Source organism: Streptococcus didelphis DSM 15616 (genome assembly GCF_000380005.1).
GTDB lineage: Bacteria > Bacillota > Bacilli > Lactobacillales > Streptococcaceae > Streptococcus > Streptococcus didelphis.
On sequence record NZ_KB904188.1, the window covers coordinates 524,408 to 540,321 of the forward strand.

Annotated in this window: 14 protein-coding genes; 3 read left to right on the plus strand and 11 right to left on the minus strand. The window is 34.2% G+C overall.

Annotation, left to right across the window (positions count from 1 at the left end; all coding sequences use genetic code 11):
- The first annotated feature begins 67 nt into the window (after positions 1-67).
- A complete protein-coding gene (locus tag A3GU_RS0102655) occupies positions 68-1,789 on the plus strand; it encodes a phospho-sugar mutase (RefSeq protein ID WP_018365997.1) in 1,722 nt (573 codons plus the stop codon).
- A gap of 162 nt (positions 1,790-1,951) precedes the next feature.
- On the opposite strand, the gene A3GU_RS0102660 is transcribed toward A3GU_RS0102655, so the two are convergent.
- The 6 genes from A3GU_RS0102660 to A3GU_RS0102690 form a co-directional block, all read right to left on the minus strand.
- A complete protein-coding gene (locus A3GU_RS0102660; RefSeq protein ID WP_018365998.1) occupies positions 1,952-2,908 on the minus strand; it encodes an ABC transporter permease in 957 nt (318 codons plus the stop codon).
- Position 2,909: 1 nt separating this feature from the next.
- Positions 2,910-3,974 carry an ABC transporter permease gene (locus A3GU_RS0102665; protein ID WP_018365999.1) on the minus strand — a complete coding sequence of 355 codons (1,065 nt, stop codon included), beginning with the start codon at positions 3,972-3,974 and terminating at the stop codon, positions 2,910-2,912.
- The gene (locus A3GU_RS0102670) at positions 3,967-5,499 is read right to left on the minus strand and encodes an ABC transporter ATP-binding protein (RefSeq protein ID WP_018366000.1); all 1,533 of its coding nucleotides are present in this window, start codon (positions 5,497-5,499) and stop codon (positions 3,967-3,969) included. The genes A3GU_RS0102665 and A3GU_RS0102670 overlap by 8 nt, the downstream gene beginning before the upstream one ends.
- Positions 5,500-5,628: 129 nt before the next feature.
- Entirely contained in the window at positions 5,629-6,684 is a 1,056-nt protein-coding gene (locus A3GU_RS0102675) for a BMP family lipoprotein (RefSeq protein WP_018366001.1), read from the minus strand.
- A gap of 88 nt (positions 6,685-6,772) precedes the next feature.
- Positions 6,773-7,162, minus strand: coding sequence for a cytidine deaminase (locus tag A3GU_RS0102680; RefSeq protein WP_018366002.1), 390 nt, complete (start codon positions 7,160-7,162; stop codon positions 6,773-6,775).
- Between the two features lie 287 nt (positions 7,163-7,449).
- Positions 7,450-8,040 carry a class I SAM-dependent methyltransferase gene (locus A3GU_RS0102690; RefSeq protein ID WP_018366004.1) on the minus strand — a complete coding sequence of 197 codons (591 nt, stop codon included), beginning with the start codon at positions 8,038-8,040 and terminating at the stop codon, positions 7,450-7,452.
- Between the two features lie 263 nt (positions 8,041-8,303).
- Between A3GU_RS0102690 and coaA the strand changes: the two genes are divergently transcribed.
- Both coaA and rpsT read left to right on the plus strand, forming a co-directional pair.
- A complete protein-coding gene (gene coaA / locus A3GU_RS0102695) occupies positions 8,304-9,224 on the plus strand; it encodes a type I pantothenate kinase (protein ID WP_018366005.1) in 921 nt (306 codons plus the stop codon).
- A 68-nt stretch (positions 9,225-9,292) separates the two neighbouring features.
- On the plus strand, positions 9,293-9,526 hold the full coding sequence (gene rpsT, locus A3GU_RS0102700; RefSeq protein WP_018366006.1) for a 30S ribosomal protein S20: 234 nt from the start codon (positions 9,293-9,295) through the stop codon (positions 9,524-9,526).
- 172 nt (positions 9,527-9,698) lie between these two features.
- Here the strand turns inward: rpsT and A3GU_RS0102705 are convergent, their stop codons facing one another.
- The 5 genes from A3GU_RS0102705 to pstB all read right to left on the minus strand — a co-directional run bounded on the left by A3GU_RS0102705 (position 9,699) and on the right by pstB (position 15,910).
- Complete coding sequence (locus A3GU_RS0102705) at positions 9,699-11,006, minus strand: sensor histidine kinase (RefSeq protein WP_018366007.1); 1,308 nt, start codon at positions 11,004-11,006, stop codon at positions 9,699-9,701.
- Entirely contained in the window at positions 10,999-11,673 is a 675-nt protein-coding gene (locus tag A3GU_RS0102710; protein ID WP_018366008.1) for a response regulator transcription factor, read from the minus strand. The genes A3GU_RS0102705 and A3GU_RS0102710 overlap by 8 nt, the downstream gene beginning before the upstream one ends.
- 193 nt (positions 11,674-11,866) lie before the next feature.
- Positions 11,867-14,404 (minus strand): M1 family metallopeptidase, encoded by a 2,538-nt coding sequence (locus A3GU_RS0102715; protein ID WP_018366009.1) that lies wholly within the window; start codon positions 14,402-14,404, stop codon positions 11,867-11,869.
- 68 nt (positions 14,405-14,472) lie between these two features.
- Positions 14,473-15,126 carry a phosphate signaling complex protein PhoU gene (gene phoU / locus A3GU_RS0102720; protein ID WP_018366010.1) on the minus strand — a complete coding sequence of 218 codons (654 nt, stop codon included), beginning with the start codon at positions 15,124-15,126 and terminating at the stop codon, positions 14,473-14,475.
- Between the two features lie 25 nt (positions 15,127-15,151).
- Positions 15,152-15,910, minus strand: coding sequence for a phosphate ABC transporter ATP-binding protein PstB (gene pstB, locus A3GU_RS0102725; protein ID WP_018366011.1), 759 nt, complete (start codon positions 15,908-15,910; stop codon positions 15,152-15,154).
- Between the last annotated feature and the right edge of the window lie 4 nt (positions 15,911-15,914).

A 15,914-nucleotide genomic window follows, 5' to 3' on the forward strand; every position in this document is an offset into this window, starting at 1 on the left:
AAAATCGTGCTTTTTTCTTTTTAAAGTGTTATAATGAAAGCGTTTAAAAATATTAAGGAGATATTCAATGACTTATAATAAAAATTATCAGAGATGGTTACAAGTTACTAATCTTCCTGATTATCTTCGTGAAGAACTCCAAACTATGGATGAAAAAACGAAGGAAGATGCTTTTTATACGAATTTAGAATTCGGGACTGCTGGCATGCGAGGTTATATTGGTGCAGGTACCAACCGTATTAATAGTTATGTTGTTCGGCAAGCAACTGAAGGACTGGCTAAATTAATCGATTCAAAAGGCGATCAAGCCAAAAAAAGAGGGGTTGCTATAGCCTATGACTCTAGGCACTTCTCTCCAGAGTTTGCCTTTGAATCTGCTCAAGTCTTGGCTGAACATGGTATTAAATCTTATGTCTTTGAAAGTTTACGTCCAACTCCAGAATTATCTTTTGCAGTAAGACACCTCAATGCCATTGCAGGAATTATGGTAACAGCTAGCCATAATCCTGCTCCCTTTAATGGTTACAAGGTTTATGGGGAAGATGGAGGACAGATGCCTCCTCAGGATGCTGATGCGTTAACAAACCTTATTCGTTCAATTGAAGATCCCTTTAGCATTCAATTAGCTGATTTAGAAAAGTCTAAAAAATCTGGGCTTATAGAAGTTATCGGTGAAGAGGTTGACCTTGCTTATTTAAAAGAAGTTAAAAAGGTGAATATTAATCAAAAGCTTATCACAGAATTTGGCCGTGATATGAAGATTGTCTATACTCCTCTTCATGGTACTGGTGAGATGCTAACCAGACGAGCTTTGGCTCAAGCAGGTTTTGCAGCTGTAGAAGTCGTTGAAGCCCAAGCAATTGCTGATCCTGATTTTTCCACTGTTAAGTCTCCTAATCCTGAAAGTCAAGACGCCTTTGCCCTAGCTGAAGAATTAGGAAGTCAAGTAGGTGCTGATGTCTTGATTGCTACTGATCCAGATGCTGATCGTTTGGGAGTTGAAATTAGACAAGCAGACGGTAGCTACTGGAATCTTTCTGGGAACCAAATTGGTGCCCTCATTGCAAAATATATCTTAGAAGCCCATAAACAAGCAGGAACATTGCCAGATAATGCTGCTTTGGCTAAATCTATTGTTTCAACAGAATTAGTCACTAAAATTGCTGAAAGCTATGGGGCAAAAATGTTCAATGTCCTAACAGGTTTTAAGTTTATTGCCGAAAAAATTCAGGAATTTGCAGACACAAATAATTACAGCTATATGTTTGGTTTTGAAGAAAGCTTTGGTTACTTAATCAAGCCTTTTGTACGAGATAAGGATGCTATCCAGGCAGTACTTATTGTAGCTGAAATTGCAGCTTATTATCGTTCACGTGGTCTAACCTTAGCTGATGCCATAGAGGAAATTTATAAAGAATATGGCTATTTTGCTGAAAAAACAATTTCTCTGACCTTGTCTGGTGTAGATGGTGCAGCAGAAATTAAGAAAATTATGTCTAAATTCCGAGAGAGTCAGCTTCAAAAATTTAACAAAACTGACATTAAGCTTACAGAAGACTTTCTTGAACAAAGATCTACTAGTAAGACAGGAATTAAAAAGCTATCAACACCTCCAAGTAATGTTTTGAAATATACTTTAGAAGATAGTTCTTGGTTTGCAGTTAGACCATCTGGTACTGAACCTAAAATAAAATTTTATATTGCAACTGTCGGAGATAGCTTAGACCAAGCTAATGAAAAATTAAAACATATTGAAAATGAAATCAATACTTTTGTAAGTCACACTTAACATTAAAAGCTGATTACGATTTAGTAGTCAGCTTTTTACTTATCGATTTTTCAGTTATCAGTAAACTATTTCTTTAAACAGATGTTAAAAAGAAAAAAGATTGAAGAAAAGAGCTTAGTTAGAACTTTTTCTTCAATCACTTTAAACGTTACAAGTCTGCTTTTATTTCGATTTAATGTAATTAACCCCATCAGCTTTAGGAGCAACTGCTTGTCCAAAGAAGGCTGCAAGGATAATAATTGTAAGAAGGTAAGGTGCTATTTGGAGATAAACAGTTGGAATGTTTGCTAATAAAGGTAGCTGGCTTCCAATAACTGCTAAGCTTTGAGATAATCCAAAGAACAAACTAGAAAGCATGGCTCCCACTGGATTCCACTTACCAAATATCATAGCAGCAAGAGAAATAAATCCAGGACCTAGGATGGTTGTTACAGCAAAATTAACGGAGATAGACTGAGCATAGATTGCTCCTCCCATTCCACCTAAAAATCCAGAAATCATAACACCATAATACTTCATTAGGTAAACGTTGATACCTAAGGTATCAGCAGCTTGAGGATGTTCTCCAACAGAGCGTAATCTTAAGCCAAAACGTGTTTTGTAAAGTACAAACCAAGCTAGGAAAGAAAAGGCAACAGCTACGTAACCAATTAGAGTTGTGTTCTTAAATAAGATAGTTCCGATAACAGGAATATCAGATAGGATTGGGAAGTCAAATTTACCAAAAGAGGCTTGAATATTATCCGTTTGACCTTTTCCGTAAATGACTTTTACTAAGAAAACGGCTAAGGAGGGTGCCATCAGGTTTAACACAGTACCACTAACAATATGGTCTGCTCTAAAATTAATAGTTGCAACTGCATGAATTAAAGAGAAAATAAGCCTAATAACTCCTCCGACCAAGACGGCAAGCCATGGCGTTGCAGCTCCAAATAGGTCAACAAATTCCAAATTAAAAACAATACCTGAAAATGCTCCTATAACCATTATTCCTTCTAAACCAACGTTAACAACACCAGCTCTTTCGGAGAAAGTTCCACCAATACTTGTAAAAATAAGAGGAGTCGCATAAATCAACATTGAGGACATCAATAATGAAAGGATTGTAACAATATTCATCTTATTTTCCGCCTTTCACAGTTTTTTTAGAACGGATCATATAACGTTCAATTAAATAATGAGCACCCACAAAGAAGATGATTGATGCGGTAACTACTTTAACCAATTCTGGTGGAATCCCAGCAATATTCATTCCTGGAGCACCAATATTTAAGACTCCAAATAAGAAGGCTGAGAAGAAAATACCTATTGGGGAATTAGCAGCTAAAAGACTAACTGCCATACCATCAAAACCGATAGCCAAAGAACTAGACTGGACAAAGACATTTTCAAATGTTCCAAGACCTTCTACTACTCCTCCTAAACCTGCTAAGGCACCAGATATAATCATTGAAAGAATAATAGTTCTCTTAGCTGACATACCTGCATATTCACTTGCATGAGGATTTAAACCTACTGAACGAATCTCAAAACCTAGAGTTGTTTTATTAAGTAGGAACCAAATCACCACAATAGCAATAATAGCAAAGAAGATTCCTATATTAATACGTGAATTATTGGTTAAGGCTGAGAGCCAATGCGTCTGGTAGCTCGCATTATCACTAACTTGAATAGAGGAGTCGATACTTTGTTTAAGGTTCTTAGCAAAGCCTTTTTGGATAATAGTATTTCCTATATATAGAATAATATAGTTCATCATAATGGTGACAATGACTTCACTGGTACCAAGATAAGCTCTTAGAATACCAGGGATGGCACCTACAATTCCACCAGCCAACATACCAATTAAGATGGTTAATAAAATAAGTAAGGGTCTAGACATATCTGGATGGGTTAAAGCAAACCAAGTTGAAGAAATCCATCCTGCTAAAGCTTGTCCTGATAGACCTATATTAAAGAATCCGGCACGACTAGCAACAGTAAAACCTAAGGCAATAAGGATAAGTGGACCCATTGCACGGAAGATTTCTCCGATATTTTTAAGACCACCAAAGGCAGTTTGAAAAAGTCCCTCATAACCCCAGATAGGATCATAGCCAAAGATAAACATTATAAGAGCACCCAGAACAAATCCCAACAAGACAGAGATAACTGGAACTGCAATTTTTTGAGTCCGTTTAGACATCTTCTTCCTCCTTATCAATTGAACCACCAGCCATAAGGATACCTAATTCTTGTTTGTTAGTATCTTCTGGTTTTACAATACCTTGTATTTTTCCATCATGGATAACAGCGATTCTATCTGATAAATTTAAAATTTCATCAAGTTCAAAACTTACTACCAGAACGGCTTTGTTTTTATCTCGTTCTTCAATCAAACGTCTGTGAATATACTCAATTGCACCAACATCTAAACCACGTGTTGGTTGGCTAACAATAAGCAAATCTGGGTTACGGTCAATCTCACGTGCAATAATAGCCTTTTGTTGATTCCCCCCTGAAAAGCCCTTAACTGGGACTAATTCACTAGCACCACGGACATCAAATTCTGCCATCAATTTTCGAGCATAGTCATTGATTTTACTGTAGTTTAATATACCATTTTTACTAAGTGGTTCTTTATAATAGGTTTGCAGGGCAATATTTTCAGCCAAAGAAAAATCTAAAATTAAACCATCTCTATGGCGATCTTCTGGTACATGTCCGACTGATAATTCTGTAATTTTACGAGATGAAAAATGGGTAATATCTTGTCCTTTTATTTTTATTTGACCTGATTTAATTTTTCTGAGTCCTGTAATAGCCTGGATTAACTCACTTTGACCATTCCCATCAATCCCAGCAATACCGACAATTTCACCTACTCTAACATCTAAGGACAACCCTTTAACTGCAGGAACACCACGGTTTTCATCAACGTGTAAATCGTGAATAGATAAAACAACTTCTTTTGGAAGAGCAGCTTGTTTATTAGTAGTAAACGAAACAGAACGTCCCACCATCATTTTTGCTAGTTCCTTAGAACTTACACCGGCAACATTAACTGTCTCAATACTTTTTCCACGTCTGATAACCGTAACACGGTCTGCTACTGCTCTGATTTCATCTAATTTATGAGTAATTAAAACAATAGATTTTCCTTCTTTAACTAGGTTTTTCATAATAATCATAAGTTCTTTTATTTCAGAAGGGGTTAAAACTGCTGTAGGTTCATCAAAAATGAGGATATCTGCTCCGCGATAAAGAGTTTTTAAAATTTCAACCCTTTGCTGAGCTCCAACTGAAATATCTGCTACTTTAGCAGTAGGATCAACTGAAAGACCATATCGAGTTGATAGTTCCTTTATTTCCCGACTAGCTTCTTTTAAATCTAGTTTTCCTTTTTTGACAGTTTCATTTCCTAAGATAATATTTTCAGCAACAGTAAAGGCTTCTACTAACATAAAATGTTGGTGGACCATGCCAATGCCAAGCTTTGAAGACTTAGAAGGCGAGTCAATAAGAACAGATTGGCCATTAATGAAAATGTCTCCTTCGGTTGGTTCTAATAAACCAGCTAGCATATTCATTAATGTTGATTTACCTGCGCCATTTTCACCTAGGAGAGCATGAATCTCTCCTTTTCTGACTGACAAATTAATATGATCATTTGCGACAAAATCACCAAATTTTTTTGTAATCTCTTTCATTTCAATGACATGTTGAGTCATAAAATTTTTCTTCCTTTCAATTATCACTTTTACTTTAGTAAAGCTTGTCGTAGGATACAAACTTTACTGAGATAAAAGTTATCTTAGGTTAAAAAAGCGACCGACTAAGGTCGCTCTCTGTCACACCTATTATTTTTCTGGAACTTTGATATCACCAGAAATAATTTTTTCTTTTGCTTCTTTTATTGATGAAATAGCAGAATCTGAAAGTTGTGTTGTTACAATATCAACACCACCATCTTTTAAGCCATAGACAGTTAATTTTCCACCTGGGAACTTACCGTCTGCAATATGCTTATTAGTTAACTGGACTGATTTACCAACTTTTTTGATTGATGAAGCAAGTACAAAGTTAGCCGCTTTATTATCTTTAGATGTGTATTTACCTTCATCTTTTTGGTCACGGTCTACCCCAATAACCCAAACTTTATCAGCTTCATTTCTTTTTTCATTAACAGCTTTAGCTTCGTTAAAGACACCTGCACCTGTTCCACCAGCAGCTTGATAAATAATATCAGCACCACCAGCATATTGAGCAGCAGCTATTGTTTTACCTTTAGCAGCATCACCAAATGAACCAGCATAGTCAACTTTAACTTGAATACTGCTATCTACTGATTTAACACCAGCTTCAAAGCCTTTTTCAAAACGTGTGATAACAGTGCCTTCCATACCACCAACAAATCCTACAATTTTAGTTTTTGTTGTTTTAGCAGCTGCAATACCTGCTAAATAAGCAGCTTCATTGTCTGCAAAGGTTACACTTGCAACATTTTCTTTGCCTTTAATAACTTCATCGACAATAACATATTTAACATCTGAGTTATCACCAGCAGCTTTGTTAATAGCATCTTTGAGGGCAAAACCAATGCCATAAATAACTTTGTAGCCACTTGAAACAGCTGTGTCAAGATTTGTTGCATATTCAGATTCACTAGTAGATTGGAAGTAATCGAATCCTGAACCTTTTTTGAGACCCATTTCTTTACCCCAAGCTTGTAAGCCTTCCCAAGCTGATTGGTTAAATGATTTATCATCAACACCACCAGTATCTGTTACAATAGCAGCCTTCAAATCTGTTTTAGCATCTTTGCTACCAGCTTTTGAAGCACCACGGTTTCCACATGCAGCTAAGCTTAATAAAGCAACTGAAGTTAAACCAAGACCGATAATTTTCTTGTTCATGAAAATGAACCCTCCTAAAAAGTTTCTAGCAATGACTTGCTGAAAATAATATTAAGCCTTATGGCTGAATAACACATTTGAGACAGATTTATAGTAAATCTGTAAAAGAATAAGGCAATAATTCACCTACTGTAGTTGTCCGACTACTACCATCTTTAGCAATTAGATGTACCTTTGCACTAACTGGAAAAAACTCAGACATAACTTGTCTACAAGCTCCACAAGGAGAGACGGGTTCCTTAGTTTGACCATATATAGCAATTTCTGATAAGTCTTGAAATCCTTCAGAAACAGCTTTAAATATCGCAGTTCTCTCACCACAATTTGACAGACCAAAACTAGCATTTTCAACATTACAGCCCGTAAAAATCTGCCCCTCTTTAGTTTTTAAGGCAGCTCCAATAGGAAAATGGGAATAAGGAACATAAGCATGCTTGCTAGCTTCTTTAGCTAAAGTTATTAAATCAACATCTATCATTTTTCATTTCCTCATACAAAATTTTAGCTTTATGTAGATAAGTAGAACTTTTTCGTTTAATGTGACCAGGTGCTAGGAAATAGTAAAGACTTTTATCTCTGTTTTCTTCAAAGAGAGAGGTCTGCAAAAATATTCTTTCTCTGAGATGCAGTTCAATAAGCTTAGGAAGCCTCTTTGTTCTTCCTTTATTCTATCATTTTTTTCAAGTTCTGTATCTAGATTTTTTAATTTATTATTAGCGATTAGAGACCTTGGATAGCTTAATAGGTCACTGGTAAAGGAGTCTTTTACTCTTTAATACTTCTTAAAATACAATAACCCTTTTCTTTAGCAATTACAGTAACATTTCCAAAAACTAAGGCCATCTTTTTCTTAGCACTTGGAGCTCCTTGTTTTTTTTGAATAACGATAGTTAAATCACCATCTTTATTTAAAAAATCAATACTTTTTTCAATAATTTCATGAACAACTTTTTTGCCAGCTCGGATGGGGGGATTACTAATAATGTGATCAAAATTCCCACTAACTTGTTCATAAACATTAGATTGAAAAATTGTCAGGTCTACTTTATTTTTTTCAGCATTTTTACGAGCTAGATCAAGAGCTCGATTATTAATATCGACTAGGGTGGCTTTGACACCTTGGCCCTTTGCTAAACTTATCCCGAGAGGACCATAGCCACAGCCAAGATCTAATAAAGTTTCATCTTTTTTAAAATGCAAGTTTCTGAGTAAAACTTGACTACCAAAATCTATATTTTTTTTTGAAAAAACTCCTGAATCTGTGTAAAAAGTAAAGTTGGTATTCAGTAAAGTTACTTTTAATTCATGAATATCGTGAACACTGTCCGGATTTTCATCATAATACATTTTCGTCATTGCTTTTCCTATCTATTTTCGATGCTTTTTCATTCTATCATACTTTGAAATGGTTTACAAGACGCTTGATTTATAAACGTTTATAGGATAAGGTTCGTTATAAGCGAACAATAAAGTTTAGAAATTTTGGAAAACTATCAGATAGTTTGATATATGATAGCACTTACATATTAAGTTCCATTTTTTCTATTTTTATAAAAAAATTTTTCTATTTTTTTTATGAAATGCTATAATAAAAACATTGTGAGCCCGGAGGAGATAATATGTCTAACGAATTAATTAACTTTTTAAAAATGTCACGAGAGTCTTGGAAATTATTACACCAAAAGACAAGACCCCTTTTAACAAAAGAAGAATTAGAAACTATTACAAGTCTAAACGATAATATCGATATCGTTGATGTCACAGAAGTCTATCTGCCCCTACTTAATCTTATTCAAATCTATAAAATTAATCAGGAAAATTTATCTTTTTCTAAAAGTCTCTTCCTTAAAAAAAATGCTCACAAAAGGCCCTTTATCATCGGGATAGCTGGGTCAGTTGCTGTAGGTAAATCAACGACCAGTAGGCTTTTACAATTACTTCTTTCTAGAACCTTTAAATCCAGCAAGGTCGAAATGGTTACTACAGATGGTTTTTTATATCCGAATGCTTATTTAACTGAGAAAAACATTCTTCAAAAAAAGGGATTCCCTGAGTCTTACAATATGGAGCTCTTGATAGATTTCTTAGACGCTATGAAAAATGGAATCAGCACATCCATACCTGTTTATTCCCATAAAATTTATGATATTGTCCCCAATCGTATGCAAAAGATTGAAAGCCCAGATTTCCTAATTGTTGAGGGGATTAATGTTTTTCAGAACCAACAAAATAACAGATTGTATATGAGTGATTATTATGATTTTTCAATCTATATTGATGCTGATAGAAAACATATTGAGTCCTGGTATATAGAACGTTTCCAAAGTCTTTTGGATTTAACTAAAAATGACCAAACAAACTATTATGCAAAATATGCCGAAATGCCAAGGCAAGATGCTATTACTTTTGCAAGAGAAGTTTGGAAGACAATTAATTTAGAAAACCTTGAACGCTTTATCGAACCTACCAGAAACCGTGCTGAAGTTATTCTTCATAAATCACAAAACCATAAAATCGATGAAATTTTTGTTAAAAAATGATAAAGACTTGCCAAACCCTTATTATTTCTATATAATAGTGTAGTTAGATTAATACGGAGGTGAAAACATTGGCAAATATTAAATCAGCTATCAAGCGTGCTGAACTTAACGTTAAAGCAAACGAAAAAAATTCAGCACAAAAATCAGCTATGCGTACTGCTATCAAAAACTTTGAAGCAAACCCTACTGAAGAGCTTTACCGTCTTGCTTCTTCAAGCATTGACAGAGCTGCATCAAAAGGTTTGATTCACACTAATAAAGCAAGTCGCGATAAAGCACGTCTTGCTGCAAAACTTGGCTAATAAATATCCAATGAAAACTCCTGCTGGAGTTTTTTCTTTTACCGCCAGACTCTTTATTAAGCTATGTTGATTTAAGGAAATAATCACAAATAAAAAAGGATTTTATTCTATAATGATAGCGTAAAATCCTTTTTTTATAATGCTTGATTAATATGTATCGTTCTTGATAGGCTTATAACCTAACTTCAAATATGGTACCTTGTAGCTTATTATCTTTAACGACAATACTACCTTTAAGAGCAAGTACTATTTGCTGAGCAAGAGCTAGTCCTAATCCAAAGCCACCTCTACTTCTTGTTCTAGCCTTATCAACTCGGTAGAATCTATCAAAGACTTTCTTTTTATCACTATCTTTAATACCTGGACCATTATCAGCCACTGTAATAATAAGGTTTTTCTCACTAGTTTTAACTCTAATAAAGACCTTTCCATCAACTCCAGTATATTTTATAGCATTATCGAAAAGTATGGTCATTACTTGCTTAAGCAGGGACTTGTCCATATTGACATTTCTTGTCACCTGGTTTTCAGTTTGTAATTCTTTGCCATACTCTTTTGAAATAATTTGATAGTTTTCAAAGATATCATCAAAAAAACTAGCGTCAATAGTAACTATTTCAGGGTTAATCCCATCATCACGTCTGGCTAGGTTAAGTAAATTAGTAGTAAGAATCCTCATATTTCTAACTTCTTCTAAACTTGAAGCAATAGCTTTGCTATTATCTAAAATACTTTCGTCAGGCTTTCTAAAGAGAGTCTCAAGCCTATTTTGCAAGACAGATAAGGGAGTTCTTAATTCATGGCTGGCATTTTCAACAAACATCTTTTGTTTTTCATAACTTTCAAGAATTGGCTTTCTACTCCAATTGGCTAGATAAATGCTGGCAATAATAGAAATAAGCCAAAATATGGTCATAATGATAATAATAATTTTTTCAATACGTTCATTAGTTTTCTCAGACTGTTCCACATTGACAACAGCCATCAGATAGGCAACTGCGGGATAACTGTTAGAATGCACTTTAACTGTAATGGTATGGAACTTCTCTTCATATCCATAGTAATTAATTAACTTACGAGTGACAATCTGATTAAGTTCTTTTTTATTAAGTTTAAAATTTTGAAAATTAGATAGGGCATCAAAGGTATTTAAGACAGTTCCATTTGCACTAAATAAGATAATGTCTGTATTAGCTACTGGTGTTTGAACATCTTTAAATTTACTGTTACTACTATTTTTAAAAAAATTATTTTGGCTATCAAAATAGAAAGAAGATATCCGCTCCATTGTTTTATTAGCATAAACTGATGAATCACTTGCAACAGCTATTAAACTACTATCAACAGAATAATAAATACCAAACTTCATTATCTGCAAAATAATAAAAGTCATTATAATAAAGATACTTGTAAAGACAGCAAAAAAATGAAAAAAATGGTTAAAAACATCTGAATTTAAAAAGCTTTTTACTTTAGTCATTTGCTTTGAGAATGTAACCCACACTTCTTAGGGTTTGAAGGTTGGTTACAAAATCAGTTCCTTTCAATTTTTTTCTAATTTTTGAAACATAAACTTCAACCACAGAAATGGTTGTGTCGCTATCAAATCCCCAGATACGATCAAAAATTTGTGATTTGGGTAAGATAACATTCTGATTTTGCAGAAGATAGACCAATAACTCATACTCTTTACCTAAAAGTTCTATTTCTTTATCTTCTACTAGGACCATATTTCTATCCATATCTACACTGATATTACCGTAGACAAGGTGGTTTACATTAAACTTTCCAGTTCGCTTTAAGAGAGCCTGTATGCGCATTTTTAATTCTTCTAAGTAGAAGGGTTTAGTTAGATAGTCATCAGCTCCCAATTCAAAGCCATGTCCTTTATCATCTAAGGCTTCTTTTGCTGTCATAATTAAAACAGGGGTTTTAATATCTTTTTCCCTTAGTTCTTTTAGAACCTGGAAACCATTTTTTTCAGGTAACATCAAATCCAAAAGAATTAAATCATAGACACCACTTTCGGCCTCATATAATCCTTCATCGCCATCAAAAACTTGGATAACATCTGCAAAATCATCCAAAAAATCAAAAATTGAATTGGATAAACTTAAATCATCTTCTACCAGTAAAATTTTTATCATAGAATTCTATTCCTCTTCTAGAATAATTTAGACATCCTTATTCTCTTTCTTAAAACTCGTCTAATCTCTATAGAGAATCATATCATAAAAAGCTTAAGAATTACTAAAATATCCCTAAAAAAGAAACAGATATGAACCGCTTCTACTTAACTTTTTGATAAGTCATAAGAAGCAATCACACTGTTTCTCTTTTTTAATAGGCTTGTAGAGCACTTTTAACGTCTTCTTTATCTTTTTCAATCAGTTTGACACGAGCTGTGATTTCATTAATACCCATTTTAATGTTACGGCTAATTGCCATATCATCTAGTTTAGGTTCAAAGAAAGCTTTATAGTCATCTAAGCGTTCTTGTGCTTTAAAGTGATTAGCTGGATAGATAACAAAGCGATCAAAACTCATATCTCCACCTAGAGTAGACTTAACCCATTCCCAATCCTCACGTGCCCAAGTCCATACGCTTTCTTGAGTATAGGCTTGTGATAGTAAGAAATTATACCAACTAGCTAAATCTTGGGGCTTAATAATTGTCTTATCTTCTAGACTGATTAAAATTCTTCTTAAGGTATTCTGGCTATGAGTTCTAGACAAGGCTAGAGCTATATCGACACGTAAATTATTGTTGCTTGTATTGATGTATGTGTCAAATAAGCTATCAACCACTTGTTCATTTTCAAAGTATTTTATCTGATTAATCAAGACAAATCGGCGAATTCCAGCTGGAATATCAGAAATTTTATTTGCATACTGTTCAAAGATAGACTTAGCTTTTTCAACGGCTTGTTTGTTACCAGAGTTGATTAATTGGCTAAGAGCAATTTGACGAACCATTTCATCTTCATCAACTTCGCCTTCTGCTTTTTCAAATCCTAATTTTTCAAAGTCATCTTGGAAGATAGCAGAGACTAGAGAGTTGTAAGCTTTTTCTTCTTCAGTATTTTCATCTACAAAACGTGATAGTCCTGCAAGCACTTGGTTAATAGCTGACGCTACCATGTAAGACTTCTTAGCTCTTAACTTGGCTATTAAGTCAATAAGTTCAGCGTAAGAAATTATTCCTGCTTCTGCTAATAGGCGTCTTTCTTGTATCAATTGTAGGATACTTGTCTGATCTAAATGATTAATCTTATCTACCAAATTTTCAAAAAGTTGACCTTGATAATTAGTAATGTAATGAGCTGTATTTTCAGTATTAAAACGTAATGGAGCTTGATTTTCCGACATAAGCTGACTAAAGTTTGGAATGGTGATATTTCTTTCAGTCAAGGTATCAGGAAGACCAGACCAAGTACTATTTAATGGGATTGGCCAAATTCTATCTTTATCACTATGCTCACCTATGAAGAATTGTTCTTGACTGATGATTAGATTATTATCTTTAACTTCTACGTTTAAAACAGGATAACCAGGTTGTTCAAGCCAAGCATCCATAAATCCGGCAACATCCTTTTGAGATGCTTCTGCTAGAGCATTCCATAAGTCACGACCAATTGTATTACTGTACTGATGCTTTTCAAAGTAAATGGCTAAGCCTTTAGCAAAATCCTTATCACCTATCCAGCGTCTCAACATGTGCATTAAACGGCTACCTTTGGCATATACAATTGCTGGATCAAAGAGGGTGTTAATTTCATCAGGATGGTTTACGGCCACATGAACAGATTGGACACCATCAGTAGCATCTCTTTGAAGGGCTAAAGGAAGTCCACTTGTTTGGAACTCTTCAAAAATTTTCCATGATGGCTCAATAGCATCTACTGATACGTATTCCATCATATTAGCAAAGCTTTCATTTAACCATAAATCATCCCACCACTTCATGGTTACCAGATTACCAAACCATTGGTGGGCAATCTCATGGGCAACAACTAAAGCTACCTGTTGTCTGCTAGTTACAGTTGAATTTTCATCTACTAATAAGTAAATTTCGCGGTAGGTAATGAGACCCCAGTTTTCCATAGCTCCAGATGAAAAATCTGGTAGGGCAACATTATAAGAATGGGGAATAGGATAGTTAACACCAAAATAATCTTCATAAAATTCAATGACTCTAACAGCAACATCTAGTGAAAATTCTAATGAAGAACTTGGATGTGCCTTAGTCGCAAAAACACCAACTTCAGTACCATTTTTGGTTTTTTCAGTAATTCCGTGTAATTCTCCTAAAGCAAAAGCTAAAAGGTAAGAAGACATCCGAGGTGTTGTATCAAAGATCCATAAGCCAGTTTCTTTACGTAAGTCTACATTTATTTCTGGCATATTTGAAAGAACAATTTCGCCTTCTTCCTGATCAAATTTAATGCTTAAATCAAAGGTTGCCTTTGCTTGTGGCTCATCAATACATGGGAAAGCTTCGCGAGCAAAATGACTCTCAAACTGTGTTGAAATCACTTCCTTATTAATACCATCTAATGTGTAATATGAAGGATAAATACCAGTCATATTATCAGTAATTTTTCCGGAGAACTCAATCACAAGAGTCATTAAACCAGTTACAGGAAGTTCAACGTTGATAGCTTCATTTTCATTATCTATGTGGAAAATAACGTCTTCATTATCTAATAAAATAGAATGAATAAGTAGGTCTTTTTGATGAAATGAGACTAAGTGATCAAGTGCTTCACCATTTATTGCAACATTACCTGTGAATGTCTTATCTTTACGATTAATATCTAAAAAGATATTATAATTTTCTGGAACAAATTTCTCAATGAGATGTTCTACTGTTTTCATAAATCTCCTTAATGTATAAAAAATAGTGATTAGAAAAACTTTCTTAACCACTATTATAACATATTTTTTTATAGTTCAATAATTTTGCCGGTTTTTAGGTAGACAATCCATTCGCAAATATTACGAGCATAATCACCAATTCTTTCCAAGTACATTAACACTTGGAAGTATTCTTTTCCTGCAAAAACAGCATCTGGACTTTTCCTGATAGCTTCAACAGCTAAGGCTTGAATGTCTCTGAAATAGTTATCAATAATTTCATCATGGGCAGCAATTTCATATGCCTTGGCATCATCTCCATTAATGTAAGCATTTAAGGCATCTTCAACCATTGATTTAACAGCCTTACCCATAAGGTTAATTTGATCTTCTACAATTGGAATTCTTTCTTCACCTTTCATGCGAATAGTTGCTTTAGCAATTGAGGCAGCATGGTCACCAATTCTTTCAATATCACTTGAAGCTTTTAAAACTGTAATTACAGTACGTAAATCATTAGATACGGGTTGTTGAAGTGCAATAATTTCTAATGATTTTTTCTCTAGCTTTGTTTCAAATTCATTGACAACAATATCTTCTTCAATGACTTCTTTTGCTAGATCACGATCATGGCTAACAAAAGCACGAACAGTTTTATTAAGTTGCGCTAATACTTCTGTTCCCATTGAATAGAATTGATTATGCAATTTATCTAATTCTTCTTCGAATCTTGTTCTTAACATATTTTTTCCTCTTTAGTGTTTTCTTTTATCCAAATTTTCCTGAAATATAATCTTCTGTTTCTTTACATTTTGGATTCATAAACATGGTTTTGGTATTGCCATATTCTAACAAGTCTCCTGCAAGGAAAAATCCTGTCCTATCTGACAACCTTGATGCTTGTTGCATAGATCTTGTAACCACAACCATGGTGTAATCTTTTTTCAAGCCAAATAGTGTTTCTTCAATCTTACCGGCAGAAATAGGATCTAAGGCTGAGGTAGGCTCATCTAATAAAATGATTTTAGGACTTGTAGCTAATACTCTGGCAACACAAACTCTCTGTTGCTGTCCTCCAGATAGACCAAGAGCAGAATCATGAAGACGATCTTTAACTTCGTCCCAGATAGAAGCACCTTTTAAGGAACTTTCAACAGCTTGATCCAAGATGTGCTTATCTTTAATTCCTTTTAAACGAAGGCCATAAACAACATTTTCATAAATTGACATTGGAAAAGGATTAGGTTGTTGGAAAACCATACCAATTTCTTTTCTTAAATCAACGGTATCAGTGCGTGGGCTATAGATATTGTGACCATTATAGACAATTGAACCGGTTACGGTTACTTCAGGATTTAAGTCACTCATCCGGTTGATAGCACGTAATAAGGTAGACTTACCAGAACCTGACGGGCCAATAAAAGCCGTAATTTCATTGGGATATAAATCTATAGAAACATTTTTTAGGGTTTTCTTTTTATTATAGTAAACAGAAAGATCTTTAATTTGTAAAATAGGTTCTGTCATATTT